Annotated in this window: 19 protein-coding genes; 16 read left to right on the top strand and 3 right to left on the bottom strand. The window is 41.3% G+C overall.

Going from position 1 to position 20428, the window contains the following annotated elements:
• Positions 1-152 precede the first annotated feature (152 nt).
• From RCG19_RS07110 to RCG19_RS07070, 9 genes are all read left to right on the top strand, one after another.
• Positions 153-1259 carry an alcohol dehydrogenase catalytic domain-containing protein gene (locus RCG19_RS07110; protein ID WP_308110252.1) on the top strand — a complete coding sequence of 369 codons (1107 nt, stop codon included), beginning with the start codon at positions 153-155 and terminating at the stop codon, positions 1257-1259.
• Between the two features lie 217 nt (positions 1260-1476).
• Positions 1477-2238 (top strand): DeoR/GlpR family DNA-binding transcription regulator, encoded by a 762-nt coding sequence (locus RCG19_RS07105; RefSeq protein WP_166244124.1) that lies wholly within the window; start codon positions 1477-1479, stop codon positions 2236-2238.
• 489 nt (positions 2239-2727) lie between these two features.
• Positions 2728-3771, top strand: a complete 1044-nt coding sequence (locus tag RCG19_RS07100; RefSeq protein WP_166244122.1) for an ABC transporter ATP-binding protein — start codon at positions 2728-2730, stop codon at positions 3769-3771.
• 1 nt (position 3772) lies between these two features.
• Entirely contained in the window at positions 3773-4651 is an 879-nt protein-coding gene (locus RCG19_RS07095) for a carbohydrate ABC transporter permease (RefSeq protein WP_166244120.1), read from the top strand.
• 27 nt (positions 4652-4678) lie between these two features.
• Positions 4679-5512 (top strand): carbohydrate ABC transporter permease, encoded by an 834-nt coding sequence (locus RCG19_RS07090; RefSeq protein WP_166244118.1) that lies wholly within the window; start codon positions 4679-4681, stop codon positions 5510-5512.
• Positions 5513-5565: 53 nt separating this feature from the next.
• Positions 5566-6861: an ABC transporter substrate-binding protein gene (locus tag RCG19_RS07085; protein WP_166244116.1), complete on the top strand. Its 1296-nt coding sequence runs from the start codon at positions 5566-5568 to the stop codon at positions 6859-6861.
• A gap of 112 nt (positions 6862-6973) precedes the next feature.
• Complete coding sequence (locus tag RCG19_RS07080; protein WP_308110251.1) at positions 6974-7732, top strand: glycerophosphodiester phosphodiesterase family protein; 759 nt, start codon at positions 6974-6976, stop codon at positions 7730-7732.
• A 43-nt stretch (positions 7733-7775) separates the two neighbouring features.
• Positions 7776-8270 carry an MgtC/SapB family protein gene (locus tag RCG19_RS07075; protein ID WP_166244112.1) on the top strand — a complete coding sequence of 165 codons (495 nt, stop codon included), beginning with the start codon at positions 7776-7778 and terminating at the stop codon, positions 8268-8270.
• Positions 8271-8307: 37 nt separating this feature from the next.
• Positions 8308-9387 carry a phage baseplate protein gene (locus RCG19_RS07070; RefSeq protein ID WP_308110250.1) on the top strand — a complete coding sequence of 360 codons (1080 nt, stop codon included), beginning with the start codon at positions 8308-8310 and terminating at the stop codon, positions 9385-9387.
• Positions 9388-9659: 272 nt separating this feature from the next.
• On the opposite strand, the gene RCG19_RS07065 is transcribed toward RCG19_RS07070, so the two are convergent.
• A complete protein-coding gene (locus tag RCG19_RS07065) occupies positions 9660-11024 on the bottom strand; it encodes a L,D-transpeptidase family protein (RefSeq protein ID WP_308110946.1) in 1365 nt (454 codons plus the stop codon).
• A gap of 294 nt (positions 11025-11318) precedes the next feature.
• On the opposite strand from RCG19_RS07065, the gene RCG19_RS07060 reads away from it, so the two are divergent.
• Positions 11319-11828, top strand: a complete 510-nt coding sequence (locus RCG19_RS07060; protein ID WP_308110249.1) for a DoxX family protein — start codon at positions 11319-11321, stop codon at positions 11826-11828.
• Between the two features lie 171 nt (positions 11829-11999).
• Here the strand turns inward: RCG19_RS07060 and RCG19_RS07055 are convergent, their stop codons facing one another.
• Together RCG19_RS07055 and RCG19_RS07050 are read right to left on the bottom strand one after the other, a co-directional pair.
• Entirely contained in the window at positions 12000-12218 is a 219-nt protein-coding gene (locus RCG19_RS07055) for a DUF2922 domain-containing protein (protein WP_308110247.1), read from the bottom strand.
• A 120-nt stretch (positions 12219-12338) separates the two neighbouring features.
• Positions 12339-12557, bottom strand: a complete 219-nt coding sequence (locus tag RCG19_RS07050; RefSeq protein WP_308110246.1) for a DUF1659 domain-containing protein — start codon at positions 12555-12557, stop codon at positions 12339-12341.
• 1059 nt (positions 12558-13616) lie between these two features.
• Here RCG19_RS07050 and RCG19_RS07045 point away from each other — a divergent pair.
• The 6 genes from RCG19_RS07045 (at position 13617) to RCG19_RS07020 (ending at position 20318) form a co-directional block, all read left to right on the top strand.
• The gene (locus tag RCG19_RS07045; RefSeq protein ID WP_308110245.1) at positions 13617-14918 is read left to right on the top strand and encodes an ABC transporter substrate-binding protein; all 1302 of its coding nucleotides are present in this window, start codon (positions 13617-13619) and stop codon (positions 14916-14918) included.
• Between the two features lie 91 nt (positions 14919-15009).
• Positions 15010-15969 carry a carbohydrate ABC transporter permease gene (locus RCG19_RS07040; protein ID WP_308110244.1) on the top strand — a complete coding sequence of 320 codons (960 nt, stop codon included), beginning with the start codon at positions 15010-15012 and terminating at the stop codon, positions 15967-15969.
• The gene (locus tag RCG19_RS07035) at positions 15966-16808 is read left to right on the top strand and encodes a carbohydrate ABC transporter permease (RefSeq protein ID WP_308110243.1); all 843 of its coding nucleotides are present in this window, start codon (positions 15966-15968) and stop codon (positions 16806-16808) included. Before RCG19_RS07040 ends, RCG19_RS07035 begins: the two co-directional genes overlap by 4 nt.
• Positions 16809-16886: 78 nt before the next feature.
• Positions 16887-17912 carry a LacI family DNA-binding transcriptional regulator gene (locus RCG19_RS07030; RefSeq protein WP_308110242.1) on the top strand — a complete coding sequence of 342 codons (1026 nt, stop codon included), beginning with the start codon at positions 16887-16889 and terminating at the stop codon, positions 17910-17912.
• A 58-nt stretch (positions 17913-17970) separates the two neighbouring features.
• The gene (locus RCG19_RS07025; protein ID WP_308110241.1) at positions 17971-18888 is read left to right on the top strand and encodes an ROK family protein; all 918 of its coding nucleotides are present in this window, start codon (positions 17971-17973) and stop codon (positions 18886-18888) included.
• On the top strand, positions 18885-20318 hold the full coding sequence (locus RCG19_RS07020) for a glycoside hydrolase family 1 protein (protein ID WP_308110240.1): 1434 nt from the start codon (positions 18885-18887) through the stop codon (positions 20316-20318). Before RCG19_RS07025 ends, RCG19_RS07020 begins: the two co-directional genes overlap by 4 nt.
• Positions 20319-20428: the final 110 nt, after the last annotated feature.

Genomic DNA, 20428 nt, shown 5'->3' with positions numbered 1-20428 from the left:
TCCATTTTTGCTCTATTTTACTTGACAATTCAATTTTTAAGCATATATTATTTATTTACAAGTGGAAATGAATAAAAATTTTATGTATATAAACATAAATGAACATTTTAATTGTTTTTTTATGGCATTGTATAAAATGGAGGAGGAGAAATATGCAGCAAAAGGCAGCAACAACCGTTATGTCGCGAACTTTTAGACTTGTTAAACCTGGGGAAGTAGAAGAAATGGCAATTGAGCGAACGATTCGGGATGGTGAAGTAGTCATTGAACCGTCAATCGCCAGTATATGCCACGCAGATTTACGTTATTACTTGGGGCAAAGAAGGGCTGAAGCCTTAGAGAAAAAACTGCCTATGGCACTTCTTCATGAGGGAATCGGCAAAGTTATCGTTAGCAAAGCAAACGATTTGAAGGTAGGCCAGCGAGTGGTGATTGTTCCTAATATTCCGGGCAGCTTAATTGAAAAAGGTGTGTCAGAGGATTGTAGTTTTATCCGTGGGAATGATTTTAGAGAAAACTACAGTGAAAAGAATGAATTTCTGGGAAGCGGTTACGATGGGATCGCACAAAATTGCTTAGTCTTACCTGCTCAATGTGCCATCCCTATCCCTGATTCTATTCCAGATGAAATTGCGGTTCTTTGTGAACTGTGTACAGTATCTTACCGTGCGATTAGCCGGGTAAAAGAGCAGCTTATGGCATCAAACACGAAAGTGGCTGTATTTGGTGATGGGCCTGTTGGGTATTTGACGGCAGCTCTAATCAACCGAATTTACGGACTTGATTCTACTAGATTAAAAGTGTTTGGAGCCATCCCGGATAAGCTTGCCCATTTTCACTTTGCCGATTGTTCCATGGTGCAGGATTTTGACTTTCGTTTAGCAGAGAAAGTAGATATAGTGGTTGAATGTACAGGCGGGAAATTTAGTGAAAGTGCAGTAAATCAAGGAATTGATCTCCTCAAACGCGGCGGTTCGTTAATTCTTATGGGTGTAACCGAGGATAGGGTTCCGATTAATACCCGGGATGTTTTGGAAAAGGGATTGTCATTGTATGGGAGCAGCAGAAGTTCGATTCCGGACTTTCAGGCAGTGGTTTCCGCCATGCAGGATAGGGAGTACCAAGAATTACTACGCGCTATTCTTCCGACAGAATTTACACCTATTCGAACGGCGAATGACTTTAAAGAAGCGATGGATTCTGCGGGACAGCATAGGGGATGGAAGAAGGTAATTTTAGAGTTTAATTGGGCACAATAATCGTTATCATGAATGGATAGTCTATCGAACCGGATATTCTGGAAGATAGACTATTTTTTTATGGGATTATTTGCAGGAAAAATGAAGGTTTAATTATGAATTATTCTTTAATAGTGTATTCAAACTGTTGACAATTAGAGCTTAATAAACATAATCTTAATATATCCTTAACAGAGATAAACAAAATTAAAAATATTTTTATATGGGAGTGATAATATTGCTAGCTGCCGAGAGAAAACTGAAAATCATTGAATATGTTAAGAAGAATAATGTTGCATCGGTATCTCAATTGTCAGAAGAATTCAATGTGCATGAAGCAACTATACGACGGGATCTGTCAGAAATAGAAAGGGAAGGTCGTTTAAGAAGAACCCATGGCGGCGTCGTGCTAGCTGATGGAATCAGTTCAGAACCGTCATTTACCGTCCGTGCTACTGAAAGGGTTGAAGAGAAAGAACGGATTGGTCAAAAGGCAGCGGAGCTGATTAATGAAGGTGAGTATATCATTCTGGACTCTGGAACGACCACACTGCAAATTGCAAAGAATTTAGTAAACAAAACGAATATAACAGTTGTTACAAATGATATAAATATTGCTGCAGAACTAAAGGATTCTAAAGGGATAAAAGTAATCGTAACGGGCGGGATTCTTTACCCTGAAAGTTTTATGTTAAATGGAATGGTTACCAATGATGTCTTAAAAACGATTCATGTCCATAAAGCGTTTGTTGGCACTCCGGCTATTCACCCCAAAGTTGGACTTACTCATTTTGAGGAACAGCTTGTTCCTGCCAAGATTGGGATGATTGAAGTAGCTGACGAAGTGATTGTCGTAACAGACCACACAAAAATAGGTGGGATTTCTCTCCATAAGGTAGCATCCGTGGAGAAAATTCACAAGTTAGTAACGGGAATCGAAGTCTCAGAGCTACAAATCCAACTTTTTAAAGAGGCGGGGGTAAGTGTTTTAACTGCTTAAAGAGTCTATAGAGAACATCTCTTCTATTTGTTAGTGATCTTCTTGATCGGTTAACTAACCAAAGAACGAGGTGTTTTTATTTTTAAAATAGCAGTTCAATACGTCGCGGAATTTACAAATTTTGTGAGTAGAAATAAACATTAATGAGCATAATAGTTGTTTGTTTTGGTCTTTTCATTTAAAAATTCAGAAAAATGCAGAAAAAACATTGACAACTAATCGAATTTAGGATATTTTTTATTTAAACAAATTTTAAATACTAATGAACATTATTTTTCACAAAATAAACATTTATGAGTGAAAGGGCGCATAAGGTGCAATATAACTATCAATAAGGCAAATTTAGTTAAAGTTTATACTAGATTTCTAGATTGATCACAGATTCGCTTTCGTGATTCTTTATTTGGAAGGGCTTACAGTTATTCCTATAGATATATTGGATATATGGTAACTATAATAGAATCAACATAAGATAAGGGGGAATTGTTCTTGGCATCCATCGAGTTTGTAAATGTAACAAAAGAATTTGATAAAAAGGCCATTATTAATAACTTGAATTTAACAATAGAAGATGGTAAATTCACCGTTTTAGTAGGTCCATCTGGGTGTGGGAAAACCACTCTTTTACGAATGATTGCAGGGATTGGCCCACAGACGTCTGGTTCTGTTCTCATTGACGGGAAGGACATTACGGATATTGCCCCCGGGAAAAGGGGAGTAGCAATGGTTTTTCAAAACTATGCCATTTACCCGACCATGTCCGTGCGAGAAAATATTGAATTTGGCTTAAAAAATAATAAGGTTAAAAAAGCGGAAAGAACTCAATTAGTAGAAAGCATCAGTGCTTCGGTTGGCCTATCAGAGTATCTGGATCGTAAGCCGTCTACTTTATCCGGCGGTCAGCGCCAGCGTATTGCGCTGGCTCGTGCGATGGTAAAAAACCCATCCGTATTTTTAATGGATGAGCCGCTTTCAAACCTTGATGCAAAACTTAGAGCGCAAATGCGAATTGATTTGATTGAATTACATAAAAAATTAGGAACGACTTTTGTTTATGTAACCCACGATCAAGTAGAGGCAATGTCGATGGCTGATACCATCGTTCTCATGAATCAGGGTCTTATACAACAAGAGGCGCCGCCAGAAACCATTTATCATGAGCCTGCTAATTTGTTTGTCGCACAGTTTATTGGTGTCCCACCGATGAACATTGGTGATTTAGGAGTAGATGGAGTGAAGTTTGGTTTTCGTCCAGAGAGTGCTGTAGGATCACTTGAGAGAGTAGAAGCGCCATTTTCCATCCAAGGAGAGGTAGTAACAAGAGAAATGCTAGGTTCAGAGACTCTATATAAGATCAAATGCAAGGATGCTTCATTTATGATTAAGAGTCTAGAAGACCGGTTCGCTGTGAATCAAACAGTATATATTGGTGTTCCTGTAGAGAAAATGTACTTCTTTGGGGAGAACGGGGACCGAATTCAAAAGCATCATGAGAAGTATTCTGATTATATTAAGGCGCTAAGGGGTTTGTAGGATGAATAAAAGGAGAGTATGGGAAGCGATCCGGCCGTATGTAATGATTGGTCCCGCCATGATTGGTATTGGTCTTTTTGTTATATACCCACTTATCTATTTAATTTATTTAAGTTTCTATAAGTACAACTTGCTTAATAAATCGATGAGTAAATTCATTGGGCTTGATAATTACGTGCAAATTTTCAGCAGGGGCGATTTCTATAAATCACTATCCAATACAGTGATTTACACGGGTGGTGTCGTAATCTTAACGATGGCATTATCTTTACTCATTGCCATCTGGCTTAGCAAGAGGACACGCATTAATGCAATCGTACAAGCTGGTATTTTTACCCCGCACATCATTTCGATTGTATCCGTTTCCCTTATCTGGCTATGGATTATGGAACCAAATTTAGGGTTTCTCAACTATATTTTAAAAACGCTGCATTTGCCGACATCCCAATGGCTACAAAGCTCAAAAACGGCGCTACTTTCGATTATTATCGTTTCTGTCTGGCAGGGAATCGGCTACTATTCACTCATTTTAGTTGCAGCCCTTCAAGGGGTATCGCCAACCATTTATGAAGCTGCGGCACTTGATAATGCCAGCAAATTTAAGGTGTTTCGCAAGATTACGTTACCGCTTATCTCTCCACAAATGTTTTTTATCCTTGTCATAATGACGATTGGATCGTTTAAGGTATTTGATACGGTAAGAATTATGACGGGAGGCGGACCGAATAATGCAACCAACACCCTTGTTTACTATATTTATACGTTTAGAACCACCAATATTGGTTTTGCTGCAGCAACAGGGGTTGTATTAATGTTCATTATCGGAATATTAACAATCATCTATTTCCGCTTGATGGCAAAGAAGGTTCATTACCAATAGACGGTCACGACTTGGGGGTGCTGTTAGATGAAGAAATTGAAAGCCAAAAATATGTGGCTGACACTAGATACGATCTTAAAAATTGCGATATTACTTGCTTTTATCTTCCCGTTTTTATGGATGATTTCCACATCGCTGCAGACGTTGAAGGAAACGATGAATTTTCCGCCGACAATCATTCCGGAGATTCCGCAGTGGATTAACTTTGTTGATGCAATGACATCAGGGCCGTTTTTAACGTATGCGAAGAACTCTTTCATCATTACTTTTTCGATCATTATCATTCAGTTGCTCGTGATGATCCCGGCAGCCTATGCCTTTGCAAAATATGAATTTGCCGGAAAAAATATCTTATTTGGCTTAGTATTAATCGCTTTTATGATTCCGGGGCAAATCACCTTTATTCCTATTTATTTAATGATGGCGGATTGGGGTATGATTCAAACACTTTTACCGCAGATCTTGCCATTCATGGCGAATGCTTTTGGTATCTTCCTCTTGCGGCAGTATTTTATGCAAATTCCGGAAGAAATTATTGAGGCGGCCAGACTCGATAATGCCAATGAGTTTAAAATTATGTGGAAAATCATGGTGCCAATGTCAAAACCGGCATTAGCGACGATCGGGCTCTTCAGTTTTGTTAGCCATTGGAATGACTATTTCTGGCCGCTTGTGATGACAGACTCAAATGAAGTAAGACCCTTGACGCTTGGAATTTCCATGCTTAGGGAGACAGAGGGAATCAGTAATTGGCATATTATCATGGCGGGAAATGTGGTATTAGTGGTCCCGATTCTCATCGTCTACCTTTTCTGCTCAAAGCAAATTGTCAAAGCCTTTGTTTATTCAGGGATTAAATAAATCTTTAATCTCCTTAAAATAAAAAAATTTATTAAAAAAACGGAGGGTGAGTTATGAAACGACTATTTTCACTTTGTGTTGCTGTACTGATGATCTTTTCTTTACTAGCAGCATGTAGCAGTAAGGAGGAAAAGACGGCTAGCACACCGAAAGATCAGGACAAACAGGAAGGCAAGACGACGATTCAGTTTTGGCACTCCCTTGGTGGGGTAAATGGGGAGTATATGGATGCCTTAATCAAACGGTTTAATGATAGTCAAGACAAAGTAGAAGTGGTGGGAACGTTCCAAGGTACATATGACGAGACTTCCACCAAGCTCCAACAAGCACTATCTGCGAACACTGCCCCAGATGTAGCAATGATTGAACGTGCCTATGTTCAAATGTTTGCAGAATCAGATGTTTTAGAGGATCTGAAGCCTTACTTTAAGAAAAGTGGTTTAAGTGAAGATGATTTTGCGAAGGGCTTGATGGGCCATTCAACTTTTAATAAAAAGTTGGTATCACTGCCTTTAAACAGATCAACGCCGATCCTTCATGTGAATAAAACGATGTTAGATGAAGCTGGACTTAAAGTTCCAACAACCTGGGATGAGTTGAAGGAAGTCTCCAATGCCTTGGTGCAAAAGGAAGGAAATGAAATTAAGCGTTATGGTTTGACCATGCCGTATGATACGTGGTATCCAATTGCGATGATTTCTCAATCAGGAGGAAAATTCTTTAATAAGGATAATACCTCTGATGGATTTAATAAAAACGGTATTGGTAAAGAAGTCTTTGGATATCTGAAAGATTTGCAAAAATCGGGTGCCCTTTACTATCCACCGGCACAGGATTCCGGAAATATCGTCAATCAAATGTTTTCGAGCGGTAAAGTGGCGATGATGTTCCAATCAACAGGAACCATTGGCGGTATCGCCCAAAATTCCGATTTTGAGTATGTTACGGCATTTTTACCAAAAAATGACGAGTATGCAACACCAACTGGCGGCGGCAACGTGTCCATGATAGCAAACAGTAAAAATAAAGAGGCAGCGTGGGAATTTATTCACTTTATGATGGATGATCCGCAGGGATTGCAACAATTTATCCTAGAATCCGGCTATCTTCCTTTTACAAAGAAAATGGCAGAATCAAAAGAGATTCAAGAACTATGGGCGAAAGAGCCGAATCGTAAGACGGCATATGAACAATTAAAATATGCGACTGATACAAATAAAAATACGGCATGGCCAGAAATTATGCATGAATTCTTCTCCGCAATTGAAGCGATTATGTATGATGATGCCGATATTCAAAAATCGCTCGATACCTTTACGAAGGAAACGGAAAGAATCTTAGCCCAGTAATCTATTAACAAAGTAGAGCCTATCAGAAATACAGACACGATCATCATCCATTCTGTTTTTTGTAGATAGGCTCTTTCCTATTATTTTTGAAAAAGAAAGGGATGCAAAAAGTATGATAGAACGACTGAAAGAGGACTCTTCCATTATTGTTGCTGGACATCGGGGATATAAATCTGCCTTTCCGGAAAATACCTTGCTTGGATTCCAACAGGCAATAGACTTGGGGGTAGAGATGCTTGAGTTCGATCTAAGGCTCTCAAAGGATAAAGTGCTAATGGTTATTCATGATGATTCGCTTGATCGAACCACAAATGGATCGGGGAAGGTCAGTGATTATTCTAAGAAGGAATTGAAGGAATTTGATGCCTGTAATGGGTTCAGTGATTTTGGGAAGCAGGAAATACCAACCTTTACTGAACTTTGTGAGCTGCTAAAGCCCTGCCAAGACATTTTATTAAATGTGGAAATTAAACCAAGTGTCGATGCAAAGGAAGTGGCGGATCAGGCGATTGCCATGCTAAAGGAGTATGGCTATCTCTCACGGTGCGTTTTCACGAGCTTCGATGCGGATATTGTTGCTTATATTCATGATGTATATGGTCTTAAAACGCAAGGATTTCCAGGAGAGATTATGTTTCATTTTGCACCGGGTGATAACGGCACTTACTCAAAAATGTGGGCGGTGGGTGTCAGTATGAAATTGTTAACGCCAGAAAGGGTTCAATTTTTTAAAGAGCAAGGAATTTTAGTTTGGTGTTACTGTCCCGATGATGAACAACAGGTACTGTATGCGCTGGAATGCGGGGCTACTTTATTGACCTGTAACAATCCTGTGCCAGCACTGTCCATTCGTGAAAAGGTAGGAAAATAACGGCGATAGGAAGATAGAGTATGTTAAGGGAGGAGGTGGACGCATGGATGCTATCTTCTCCATTGCAAGAGATTATGAGATGTATATTCGTGTAGTTGTTAGTACCATACTCGGTTTTCTGATTGGATGGGACCGGGAGGCAAAGAATAAACCAGCAGGACTAAAAACCTATATGTATGTTTGTGTTGCAAGTACATTAATTACCTTGCTTTCTATTTACAGTGTGGATAAATACGGTGATATGAATAGCTTAACACGAATGGATCCGATGCGATTGACTGCGCAAATTGTGTCTGGTTTGGGGTTTCTTGGGGCAGGTGTCATTTTAAAAGATGGAACGAGGGTAAAGGGACTGACTTCGGCCGCTATGATTCTCTTTGCAGGTGGAGTTGGGATAGGAATAGGTGCAGGGTTTTATGGGATTGTAATATTTTCGGTGTTCGTCTCACTCCTGCTGGCTAGGGTTGCCAGCTTTGTTGAGAAAAAAAAGACGGTCCGTCTAAATAAGCAGCTTAAAGACAAGGGAGTAGGGGCGTAAAAAATTTGAACGTTCATTTATTATGCGGGGGTGCGAAGTGAAATTTGTACATGATTCTAGCAGGAAATTGAATGGTAATCGGTTGGGTAAAGGGTTGGTAACGAAGGTGGTTGTAGGGGCACTGGCGCTAAGTCTATTTTCAATGGCACCATTGGATAGTAATGCAAAGCAGCCTATTCCTAATTCGAAGGTATTTGACCTAGCGGCTCCCGGAAAAGAATTGATTCGTGACAAGAGATTGTACAATGGCACAGTACAACAGTCATTTGCCTTTGATAATGTCAATCAGCATATTTATATTGTTCAACTAATAGCCGGTGGACAGCAGCTGCCTGGGGAAGATTCACCTGTAAGCGGAACAAATCGTGGAAAGCAAGGGGATTTAACCTTAACCAAGCTTGATCTTGACGGTAACATATTAGGTCATATGTTTCTTAAAGGATTTGGCCATGGTGTCCAAATGGGGGTAGAAGTTGACGGGGATACGCCATATTTATGGACCGAAACGGATTCTGTTGCAGAAGGTAATGATGGTTGGGGAACCCAGCTTGCTAGATTTACATTTGAAGATGGAGCAATATTGACCCCGGATTCCCCGCAGCTCGAAAAACATCGCTTAATTGATGGGGCCGACCGTACAACGGTTAGTATCGATCCTGCTAATGAATTATTAACAATGCGTTATCGTAAAGAAGGAGTCTTCCATTTCGCTTTATTTGACTTAGAACAGGTGAAGCAGAACAACTATGTCCCTCTAGCCGATGTGCTCCAACCACCGATGGGGACCTTTCAAGGATTTACTTCTTATGGTGGATACTTGTATACGTTAGAGGGTAATGCCTATGGCAGTAGTGGTTCAGTCGAGCCGTACGGTAATACGTATATCACTTCTGTAGATTGGAACACGGGAAAAGTAGTGGATCGAGCGTTATTCACTGGAGGAGATTCCCTTACCTTTAGAGAGCCTGAGGGCCTGGCCATCCGTATACCAAATATAAAGCACCCGCAAAAAGCCCAGCTTGGTGTAGGATTTGCCTCCAACTTCACTCCTGATAGATGGGGGAATGTCTATTACCTTGACCAATTAGTGCCGGAGCCAAGCCTAAAACGTAAATGATTTAGGACTGAAAATAAGGCTAGCCACAAGTTCCAGTCGTGATTAGGTAGAAGGCTATCTAGGGAAAATGAGAATTTTTGATTGCTTTGATGCAATCAAAACCAAGGATGATGTGGTTATGATTGGTATAAATCCCAAAATAAGTTAACTAAACCTTCGAAGTAGGAACGGTGCTAGTTGTGCGAAGCGGCCTATTAAAATTCTAAAACCCGACTACTCTTATCAGTTAGTCGGGCCTTTTTATGCAAATCTCTAGGGTACCGCCCCTAGCTTCAATAAATAATAACAGGTTCATTTTTGCTAAGATTGTCATAAACGGCTTTCATAATACTTGGCTGTGTGTTAACGCAGCCGCCTGATCCTGCGTTGAGGTAGGCATCGCTTTTCCAGTTTGTCCGCCAGCTTGCATCGTGGAACCCGCATCCACTGAGGGTGAATGGTGCCCAATATTGGACTTTAACGGAATAACTCCCACCATGACCTGCACTTGTTCCTTCAAGTATGGAGGGTGTTTCTTTGTACATGATATACCATACCCCTGGTGGTGTATCTTCTTTGGTGTCATGTCTGCCGGTCACCACATTGGTGGTGAGGGCTAATTTTCCATTTTTATAAATCCAAATGCGTTGTTCAGCAATGGACACTTCAGCGTAGGTGTCACCGATGCCGTCGTTGGCGGTGGTTTTAAAGCCCGTGCCGTAAGTGCTCCAGCCAACTCCGTAAACATGACTCGCTTCGAGTGACTTTTCCCCTTTTTCAAAAGCGGCCTTTACTTGCTCTGTTTCCTTATCAACTTTCAGTGCCCAGCCATAGGATTCCCCTTTTACGGATATAACCGAACCGGAATGGGTTTTAAAGGAAAAATTCTTTTTTAAGGTGGATTGGGCATTGTTAATTTCCGTCACCTTGTTTTTAATTTCCGCTGGGTCAATCCTTACTTGCATATCCTTTGTCACGGTGGCGTTCTTTATTAAATCGCTGCCATTTAAGGTATACACAGTGTCCTGAACTTTATAATCAACGGTTCGTTGCACGAGTTCCTGCAACGTTTTCTTTTCCTTTTTTATAATCGGGTTGTCCGCTTTAATCGGTTGTATGTAGGCGGTCTTCAGATGGATTTCACTTGTATAATCATGGTTTTGGTAAGCCTTCATTAACTGAGCGACATCATGCTGCTTCCCATCCACGCTTTCAGAAACGATAATTTTCCCTTGTTCCAAGCGTGCCTCTGCATCTTTGGGAACTAGTAAGCTAGTATTCATGGAAATTAGCTTATCCTCTACAAGCTTTTTCAGTGTTTGGGTTCGGTACTGGTCGGTTTTGCTTGGCTGCAGCCTATAATTTTTTTCCTTTGAGGAAGGCCAAAACGTCTGCTGCCTTTTTAATAGTTTCTTCACACTAGGTAAATCCTTCGCTGTAAAGCCCATTTTCGTGTCTTTTCCATCGAAAATTTGCTCTTTTCCTACATAGACTTTATTTTTTAAAACAGATGACGCTAATTTTTTTAATGCCTGGTCAGCAGTTAGTCCGCCGACTTTTGTGTTGTTGATTGTGACATGCTTATTGAACTGGGTGGATTGATGATAGTAGATACCTGCAAACACAATCGCTAAGATACCTATAACACTACTTACCATGATTATTTGAAATTTACGCAAGACCTTCACCTCGTTGGCGGAATAGAGCTTTATTATACCAAAAAAAGGAGAAATAAGGTGTGGTTCTTTGCTTTATTTTCTGCAAGCAATTACGGTGCCAAGTACCAGACAGTTGGTCAGTAGTTCACAATAACTTCAAGACTTTGTTGCTAATTTGTGAAAAGTATCACAAACACCTTTCTTACCTTTGGAAAGGTGATAATATATAAGTGTAGTCAGAAACAAACAAGATCTTGTAAAAACTTATATTAATCCTAAGGGAGATGGAGTACCATGTTAAATCTTTTAAGAAAGAATACTATTGTCGCCGGGATTTTAGCTATCATTCGTGTTTATATAGGCTATGAATTTTTACATGCAGGTTATGGAAAAATAACAAGTGGCGGATTTGATGCAAGTGGATTCTTAAAAGGAGCGATTGCTTCTAGCACGGGTGAGCACCCAGCAGTTCAAGGCTGGTGGGCGAAATTCTTAGAACAGGTTGCCTTGCCAAACGCGGATCTATTTTCTTTCTTAGTGCAATGGGGCGAAGTATTAGTCGGAATTGCCTTAATCCTAGGTCTTCTTACGAACTTTGCGACCCTAATGGGTATGGTCATGAATTTCTCTTTCTTGTTCAGTGGTACCGTGAGCACAAACGGACAAATGATTCTTTTAGCCTTCTTCGTCTTAGTTGCTGGAGCAAATGCTGGTAAATTCGGTGTAGACCGATTTGTAATGCCCTATGTACGTAGGAACTTTGCAGCTAGAGGTCAACATAAACAAGGCACAACAAGTGTTTAAAACTGATTGAGTAGGGTGGAGACGTTATTCTCCGCCCTACTTTTCTGGATGGACTTGTCATTTTTTGCAAATACATGTCGATATATTTTTTTAACAATAATTTAGGGCTTTTTTCATGTTAATAATTAAAATGGGCCGGTTTCCTCAAAGGAAACCGGCCTTTCGTCTATATTAAACTAGTTCGTAATCTGTTACATTGCGCTCAACCACTCTTGCCCCTTTTGCAGCCACGAATCTTCCGCTAGCAGTTGTGAAAATATCAGATGCCATAATCTGTGCCATTGATAGCTTTACCACCTCTCCATCAATCGGTTCCTTTGGATTATCAACCGTAATACGCGCAGTCTTCCCAAACTCAGTTCCAAATTGCAACTCTAAAGTCTTCGCCATTTTGCTCACCTCCTATCGTTCATGTGATATAAGCTAAGTGCCAATGTTGATATTGGTGACAGGCACCACTTATGGACACTGTCCGTGCGGGGTGGACATCCCGCACCATTTTCTAGTCTACTAGCCTAGAATTTCCGAACTGTCGTTGCGTTCGACTTTGTTTAGTTTGTCGTTGCATAATACGGCGATTGCTTGTGCTGCCTGCGATAATTGATCTGCGGTAGCTACTTTTGTGATGTTGTTAAATGATTTTGCTTTTAGGATCGGCTTGCCTTCATCATCGATGCCTGCTTCAAACAATAGGCGAAGCTTTGTTCCTTCTAATAATGCTTGTGCCATTGTCACTCACCTCCTTTCACCTTATATATAGATAAAAGTGGGCAAAAGGGACATGGTGGATTGGAATTCGTTTGGATACGGATTTTTGTGCGATGAGCGACTTAAAAGAACTTTTTACTAGCCATTTTTAGTAGAATTGCTTTTCATTAGCTGGATGAAGGACAAATCTCGGTGAGTTTTATAGGATTAGTCCTTCATAGCCTTGATGAAGGACTAATCTCGGTGAGTTTTATAGGATTAGTCCTTCATAGCCTTGATGAAGGACTAATCTCGGTGATTTTTTAAAAGATTAGTCTTTCATAGCCTTGATGAAGGACAAATATCGGTGAGTTTTATAGGATTAGTCTTTCATAGCCTTGATGAAGGACAAATCCCAGTGAGTTTTTAAAAGATTAGTCCTTCATAGCCTGGATGAAGGACAAATCTCGGTGAGTTTTTAAAAGATTAGTCCTTCATAGCCTGGATGAAGGACAAATCTCGGTGATTTTTTAAAAGATTAGTCTTTCATAGCCTTGATGAAGGAAAAATCTCGGTGACTATTAAAAGATTAGTCCTTCATAGCATTGATGAAAGACAAAACTCGGTGACTTTTAAAAGATTAGTCCTTCATAGCATTGAAATCGGATATAATTCGCGGCGCGGGTCACTATCCCTCGGTTTTCAGCCATTTCTCCATTTCCTCTGCCTTTAGTGACGTTGAACAATGCAATCCCTCTTTAAGGGGAGATACAGGGATGTAGTGGATGCGAAAAAAACCTAGTAAGCTTTATCAATGTATAGAAACCGGTTTCCCACCTGTAGGTAATTATTTGAAATAATAGTTGATTATTTAGAAAAATAGATATATAATTTCTAAAGAAAGCGGTTTCCGCCACTAATATATAAACTTACTAAACTAATTATAGAAACCGGTTTCCGAAGTATAGGCCATTATCTTGTTTTTTGAAGAAGAGCTATTCGAAGGAGGTGGGGGGTACATAGGTAAGCATTTCCGATTTATTTTTGTAGTAGCATTCCGTAGTTGAAAGCCTAACAAAACAATAATAGGGGGAATCTCAATTGAAAAGCTTGAAAAAACTGGCTGCGATCGGATTATCAACGGCTTTGGCCTTGTCGCTAGCAGCATGTAATGGAAATGAAAAGGCCTCATCTGATAAGGGTGAAAGTGGTGGAGATAAAAAAATCACCCTAAATTTCTGGGCATTTGGTGCTACAGGATATGAAGACTTAGCGAAAGCATATGAGGCAGAAAATCCTGGTGTCAAAATAAAAGTAAGATCGGCTGAAACGGCTGAACATCATGATGCCTTATTTACCGCCCTATCCGCTGGAAGTGGGGCACCGGATATTACGATGTTGGAAATTGACCAACTTGACCGATTTAAAGCGGCACAAGACCGCTTCGAAAATTTGTATGACCTTGGTGCAAAGGATATTAAAGATCAGTACCTCGATTGGAAATGGAATACAGGCGAGAACGAGAAGGGTGATTTCTTAATTGGCTTGCCAACGGATATTGGCCCGAAAGCCTTATACTATCGGACAGATGTATTTGAAGCTGCGGGACTGCCGACAAATCCAGAAGAAGTGACAGCATTGATCAGTTCACCAGCTGCATTTGAAGAAGCGGGTCTTAAAGTGAAAGAGAAAACAGGAAAGCCATTTGTAGACAGTATTGAAATGGCATTCAGAGCCTACTTAGACGGTGCGAAAGAAACATTCCTTAATCCTAAAGGCGAGTTATTGCTAGAAAAGGATGGAAACTCTGTTAAAAAGGCCTATGATTATGCCGTGAAATTAAACAAACTTGGCATTGTGGGTAAATTCGAAATGTGGTCACCAGAGTGGGCGAACGCCGTGAATAAAGGGGAATTCGCTGCTGAATTAGGGGCTGGTTGGTTAAAAGGCTGGATGGAAGGCAACGCGAAAGAAGCTATTGGTAAATGGAAAGTGGCAACACTGCCAAGTGAATTTGCAGCAAACTGGGGCGGATCTTTCATCGCCATTCCAAGCGAAACCAAACATGCGAAAGAAGCTTATAAATTTGCATCATGGTTAATTTCTCCTGACAATCAATTGAAATCTTTCCAATCCAAGGGACTTTTCCCTTCTGCACAGTCTGTGTATGAAATGGATGCCTTTAAAAATAACCAAGATGAATTCTTTGGCGGCCAAGCAACTGCACCAGTATTTGCAAAAGCGGCACAAGATATCAATGGAGCAGTTTATAAAGGGGAAAAGTACTTCCCAGTGTATCAAGAAGTGTTGAATGCCTTGAAAAACGTTCAAAATAAGGGAACGGATCCTGACAAGGAATGGAAAGATGCTGTTAAGCGTGCCGAAGGTTTATTAAGCCGCTAATTCAATAGTTTACTAGAAAAAAAGAAGGCGGATTTGGCTGCCCGGTAAAATTGGCGCCGCTTCCGCCTTTGAACTGAAACGAGGTGTAAAAATGGATCCAGTGAAGGTGAATCCCGTCCATAATGGTGTGAAAGTAAGAAAAAAGCGATACAGAACTGAAGCAAAAAAGGACATGATTTCCGGCTATTTATACATTGCGCCATTCTTTATCATTTTTGCGGTTATTGGCTTGTATCCGGTATTATTTAGTATTTATTTAGGGTTTCAAAAATGGAACGGGCTAAGCCCGATGACATTTGTGGGATTGGATAATTTTAAACTTGTCTTAACAGACCCCCTATTTTGGAAATCGGTTTATAATACGATTGTCATGGGGATCATGGGCACTGCCCCACAATTAGTGTTTGGAATCATTTTTGCCTATTTATTGAATCTGGCCTTTCTTAAATTTAAAAACTTCTTCCGAGTCACCATTTTTATGCCCTATATTACCTCAATGGTGGCGGTTGCCCTGATTTTCAGTGTCCTGTTTAGTGATCATGAATCTTCTTTGGCGAATTATGTATTAAGCCTTGCGGGGCTTGATCCCGTGCATTGGGGAAGCTCAGAATGGGGAACGAAAATTGCCATTTCCATCATGGTTTTTTGGCGATGGGTCGGCTATAACACGATTATTTACCTCGCCGGGATTCAAAGTATCCCGAATGATTTATATGAAGCAGCCACCATTGATGGGGCAAATAAATTTCAGCAGCTCCTCCATATTACGATGCCAATGCTGAAGCCGTTTATCGTGCTCACCGTCTTCACCTCAACAGTTGGCGCTCTGCAGCTCTTTTCTGAACCGACTGTCTTTTTAGGAACTAGTGCCTTTACCAGAGATGAGGCGATGACAATCGTGATGTATTTGTATCGTGATGCCTTTAAATTACAATCTTTTGGTACGGCTTCCGCTACCGCGATCATTTTATTGGTGTTAATTTCAGCGTTTGCGGCCATTAATGTATTCTTAACGTCCGGTATTGGCCGAAAAAGGAGGAAAGGACAATGAAAAACAGGGAAAAAACAAGAAAGTTGTCCATTGGCAGACTCCTGGTTTATGTATTTTTGTCCCTTGCCGCCCTATTATCGTTGTTTCCGTTTTATTGGATGTTTGTGATGGCCACTAGTCCCAGCTCGGCCTATAACTCGATTCCGCCAACCATCAAGCCGGGGAACTTACTGGTTGAAAACTTTAAAAAGGTTTTAAATCAAATTGATTTCTTCCAGTCGATGTGGAACTCTTTTGTGGTCTGTGCCGTTGTGACGCTGGTGGTCTTGTTCATTAGCTCATTAGCAGGCTTTGCTTTTGCGAAGTTTCAATTCCGTGGAAAAAATATTCTTTTTGCGGGGATTCTGTTAACGATGATTATTCCGCCGCAATTAGGGTTAATCCCGCAATATTTTCTGATCTCGAAGGCGGGAATGCTTGATACCTTACCAGGTGTGATGATCTTGTTCTTTTTAAATCCGCTTGGTATCTTTCTTATGAGGCAATATATTAGTGAATCGGTCCCGGATGAGTTAATCGAAGCGGCTAAATTGGATGGCTGTTCCAACTTTCGCATTTATCGCAGTTTGATCCTTCCGATTGTTCTGCCGGCCTTTGCTACACTGGGGATTATTGTCTTTACGGCTTCTTGGGGTGAGTTCTTATGGCAGTTTACTGTCCTGAGAGATCCGGAAAATTATACGATTCAGGTGGCATTAGCCCAATTAAGCAATACTCGAAATGTCGACTTTGGGATGATTATGTCAGGTGTATTCTGGGCAACAGTGCCGCTGTTGTTGGTGTTCTTATTCTTTAACCGATTATTTATTTCGAGTATTACCGATGGTTCTGTAAAATAACAAAATCATTGTTATCTAGTGAAACTCCTAGTAATCTAACACTGAGGTTAGCTTATTATTGGTATAGAAGGGATTATAATGAATTTAACCATTAAGGATATTGCGCAATTGGCAGGTGTTTCTCAAGGCACCGTTTCAAAGGTTATTAACAACTATGAGGGAATCAGTGAGAGTACAAAGAAAAAGGTTATGGATATTATTAACCAAAAAGGTTACGAGCCTAACTTTTCTGCCAGGTCGCTGGCAACGAAAAAGTCGAACTTAATCGGGTTAATTTATGCCGGAAAGATTAATGTCGACATGACTCACCCTTATTTCAATGAGGTTATTTCCTCTTTTAAAAAAAATATCGGTTTACTCGGTTACGATATTTTAATGTTTTCGAATGAACGCTTTCATTCAGATAATGGCAGTTATTTAGCAAGATGCCGGCATTTCCATGTGGACGGCTGCTTGATCATTGCCGGGGAGGAAGTGGAGGAATCTACCTTCGATTTGGCTTCGGAGGGCCTTCCTTGTATTGGGATCGATATTGAGTTGAAAGGGCCGAAATCAAGTTACATCATGACTGATAACGTGGATTTATCCAGAAAAGTGGTCGAGTATTTCTACCTTCATACGATAAAAAGAATCGGTTATATCGGTGGTAAGTTCGACTCCGCCATTTCTACTTTTCGAAAACAAGGCTTCTTAGAGGCGATGAATCAATTTGGTCTTGAAATCCGCGATGACTGGATTCAATATGGTGATTTTCATGAGGAAAGCGGGTATTTGGCAATGAAGAAAATACTCCAATCTCAGGAACTGCCTGAAGCCGTTTTTGCCACCTCGGATTTGATGGCACTTGGGGCATTGCAAGCGATTAAGGAAGCTGGCCTACAGTGTCCACAGGACATTCGGATTGTTGGCTGTGATGATATTGCCGCCTGCCGCTACAGTGAGCCGAAACTGACGACGGTGAAACAGGATAAAGAGAAGTTTGGAAAATTATCAGCCTATATGCTCGATGATTTAATTAATGGCAGGTCACAATTAAAGCCGGTCTTTATTGATTCCGAATTAATCATTCGGGAATCATGCGGCACAAATTCCGCGATTCGGTGACGGTTCGGCAGTTATTTTTTAAAAAAGAAAGAAGTTGGGTGAAAGAGGAGGTCATATAGTGAATTACTACGCGGTGCTTGATGTTGGAGGTTCCTCTATTAAATACGCCCTTATGGATGAAGCGGGTGCGTTTATTGAAAAATCCTCCGTGCCCACGCCCAAAACGAGTCTCACCTTGTTTATGGATACGGTCGATTCCATCGTTAAAGGTTTGGGGAAGAATCAACCGTTACAAGGCCTGGCCGTTAGTATGCCTGGTGCGGTAAAGGTTGAAACCGGAATGATTGAGGGGGTCTCAGCACTTCCTTATATTCATGGGCCCAATATGAAGGACCTGCTTCAGGAGCGGACACAATTACCGGTCGAACTTGAAAATGATGCGAATTGTGCCGGCCTGGCGGAAGGCTGGATTGGGGCAGCGAGAGATGTGAACGATTACCTTTGTATTGTGATTGGCACCGGTATTGGTGGTGCGGTAGTTCTTGATAAAAAGATCCGCCATGGAAAAAATGGCTTTGCCGGCGAATTTGGCTATATGTTGATGGAGGATTACCTGGGTCGGCAGGAAGTTGCGGAAACATGGAGCTCGATAGCGGCGGTTGGCGGCTTGGTTAACCAGGTGGCCAAACGAAAAGAAATGGCCCCCGATGATCTTACGGGTAAAGAGATATTTACTCTCGCTGAAAATGGGGACACGGACGTACAGGATGAGATTGAAAAGTTTTATAAGCGGCTCGCTGTCGGCATTTATAATTTGCAATTCATTATTGACCCGGAGAAGATTTTGATTGGCGGGGCCATCAGTCATCGGGAGGGCTTTGTTAAACAACTTAACGAAACATTACAGCAAATGAAATATGACCAAGAGGGTTTAACGGTCCAAGTGGAAAAATGTCAGTTTGGCAATGATGCTAATTTAATCGGTGCCTTGTACCACTTTTTGCAACGGCAGAAGGAAGGGAGATTGAAACTATGATACATAAAACACTTAAACCGTTTCCGCATGACTTTTTATGGGGGGCTGCCTCTGCTGCTTACCAGGTCGAAGGGGCGTGGGATGTAGACGGGAAAGGGGTAACCAACTGGGATCAATTTGTCCGGATTCCCGGTAAGACCTTTAAAGGTACGACGGGGGATGTGGCCGTTGACCACTATCATCGTTTTAAGGAAGATGTCCGTTTGATGGCGGAAATGGGTTTGAAGGCTTACCGTTTTTCCGTATCCTGGGCACGTATTTTTCCGAATGGAAGGGGCGAAGTCAACGAGAAGGGCGTTGCCTTTTATGACGAGTTAATTAATGAACTGCGCAGCCATCAGATTGAGCCGATTTTGACTTTGTATCATTGGGATTTGCCACAGGTGCTTCAGGATGAATATGGCGGTTGGGAGTCGCGCAGGATCATTGAGGATTTTACGAATTATAGTGTGGAATGTTTTAAGCGCTTTGGTGATCGTGTGAAATATTGGGTCAGCTTGAATGAGCAAAATATTTTTACGAGCCATGGGTATGTCCATGCCACGCATCCACCGGGTGTGAAAGATAGGAAACTATTTTATCAAGTTAATCATCATGCAAATCTAGCCAATGCCAGTGTGATCAAGGCTTTCCGCGACTATGTTCCGAATGGGAAAATTGGCCCGAGCTTTGCCTACTCCCCTGCCTATTCGGCATCGTCAAAGCCGGAGGATATCTTGGCTGCCGAAAATGCAGAGGAATTGAACAACCACTGGTGGATGGACATTTATACTTGGGGGAAATACCCGAAAGCAGCGTGGAACTACCTAGTAGAGCAAGGCCTTGCGCCTGTGGTGGAAGAGGGAGACTATACCTTATTAAAAGAAGGCAAGCCTGACTTTATGGGTTTAAACTATTATCAAACCACGACATTTGAAGCGAATCCATTAGAAGGCGGTGTCGGTGCCGGGGAGATGAATACGACCGGTGTTAAAGGGACGTCAAAGGATACGGGCATTCCCGGGTTGTTTAAAACCACGGCGAATTCAAATCTGGAACGGACGAACTGGGATTGGAATATTGATCCACAAGGGCTGCGGATTGCGCTTCGCCGGATCACAAACCGGTATGATTTGCCGATTTTGATTAGTGAAAATGGACTGGGGGAATACGATCAGCTGGAGGGTCAGGATTTCATCCATGATGATTACCGGATTGCCTATCTTCGTGCCCATGTTGCGGCCATCCAAGAAGCGATTTCCGATGGTGTCGACATGCTGGGTTACTGTGTCTGGTCCTTTACGGATTTATTGAGCTGGCTAAATGGCTTTCAAAAACGCTATGGATTCGTCTATGTCAATCAACACGAAGAGGGAACTCACGATTTGCGTCGGATCCAAAAGGATAGCTACTACTGGTATAAACAAGTGATTGAAAATAATGGACTTTAGGAGGCGGGGGTGATGACCCTGCTTCTTTCTTTTTGAGTGTAGCCGTTAGGGGGGGGGATCTACTTTATGTGCGGAATGCGACAGTTGTTTGATGAAGTACATTTCTCATG

Origin of the sequence: Neobacillus sp. OS1-2 (assembly GCF_030915505.1) — a bacterium.
Lineage (GTDB): Bacteria > Bacillota > Bacilli > Bacillales > Cytobacillaceae > Neobacillus.
The sequence above is the reverse complement of the archived record's forward strand: the minus strand, read 5'-3'. Positions and strand labels throughout refer to the sequence as shown.

Excerpts from the sequence above, each read along its gene's own strand:
- RCG19_RS07030 (WP_308110242.1), top strand. The coding sequence starts at position 16,887 with ATGAATTTAACCATTAAGGATATTGCGCAATTGGCAGGTGTTTCTCAA.
- RCG19_RS07090 (WP_166244118.1), top strand. The coding sequence starts at position 4,679 with ATGAAGAAATTGAAAGCCAAAAATATGTGGCTGACACTAGATACGATC.
- RCG19_RS07050 (WP_308110246.1), bottom strand. The coding sequence starts at position 12,557 with ATGGCACAAGCATTATTAGAAGGAACAAAGCTTCGCCTATTGTTTGAA.
- RCG19_RS07095 (WP_166244120.1), top strand. The coding sequence starts at position 3,773 with ATGAATAAAAGGAGAGTATGGGAAGCGATCCGGCCGTATGTAATGATT.
- RCG19_RS07065 (WP_308110946.1), bottom strand. The coding sequence starts at position 11,024 with ATGGTAAGTAGTGTTATAGGTATCTTAGCGATTGTGTTTGCAGGTATC.
- RCG19_RS07110 (WP_308110252.1), top strand. The coding sequence starts at position 153 with ATGCAGCAAAAGGCAGCAACAACCGTTATGTCGCGAACTTTTAGACTT.
- RCG19_RS07085 (WP_166244116.1), top strand. The coding sequence starts at position 5,566 with ATGAAACGACTATTTTCACTTTGTGTTGCTGTACTGATGATCTTTTCT.
- RCG19_RS07075 (WP_166244112.1), top strand. The coding sequence starts at position 7,776 with ATGGATGCTATCTTCTCCATTGCAAGAGATTATGAGATGTATATTCGT.
- RCG19_RS07020 (WP_308110240.1), top strand. The coding sequence starts at position 18,885 with ATGATACATAAAACACTTAAACCGTTTCCGCATGACTTTTTATGGGGG.
- RCG19_RS07080 (WP_308110251.1), top strand. The coding sequence starts at position 6,974 with ATGATAGAACGACTGAAAGAGGACTCTTCCATTATTGTTGCTGGACAT.
- RCG19_RS07035 (WP_308110243.1), top strand. The coding sequence starts at position 15,966 with ATGAAAAACAGGGAAAAAACAAGAAAGTTGTCCATTGGCAGACTCCTG.
- RCG19_RS07040 (WP_308110244.1), top strand. The coding sequence starts at position 15,010 with ATGGATCCAGTGAAGGTGAATCCCGTCCATAATGGTGTGAAAGTAAGA.
- RCG19_RS07055 (WP_308110247.1), bottom strand. The coding sequence starts at position 12,218 with ATGGCGAAGACTTTAGAGTTGCAATTTGGAACTGAGTTTGGGAAGACT.
- RCG19_RS07060 (WP_308110249.1), top strand. The coding sequence starts at position 11,319 with ATGTTAAATCTTTTAAGAAAGAATACTATTGTCGCCGGGATTTTAGCT.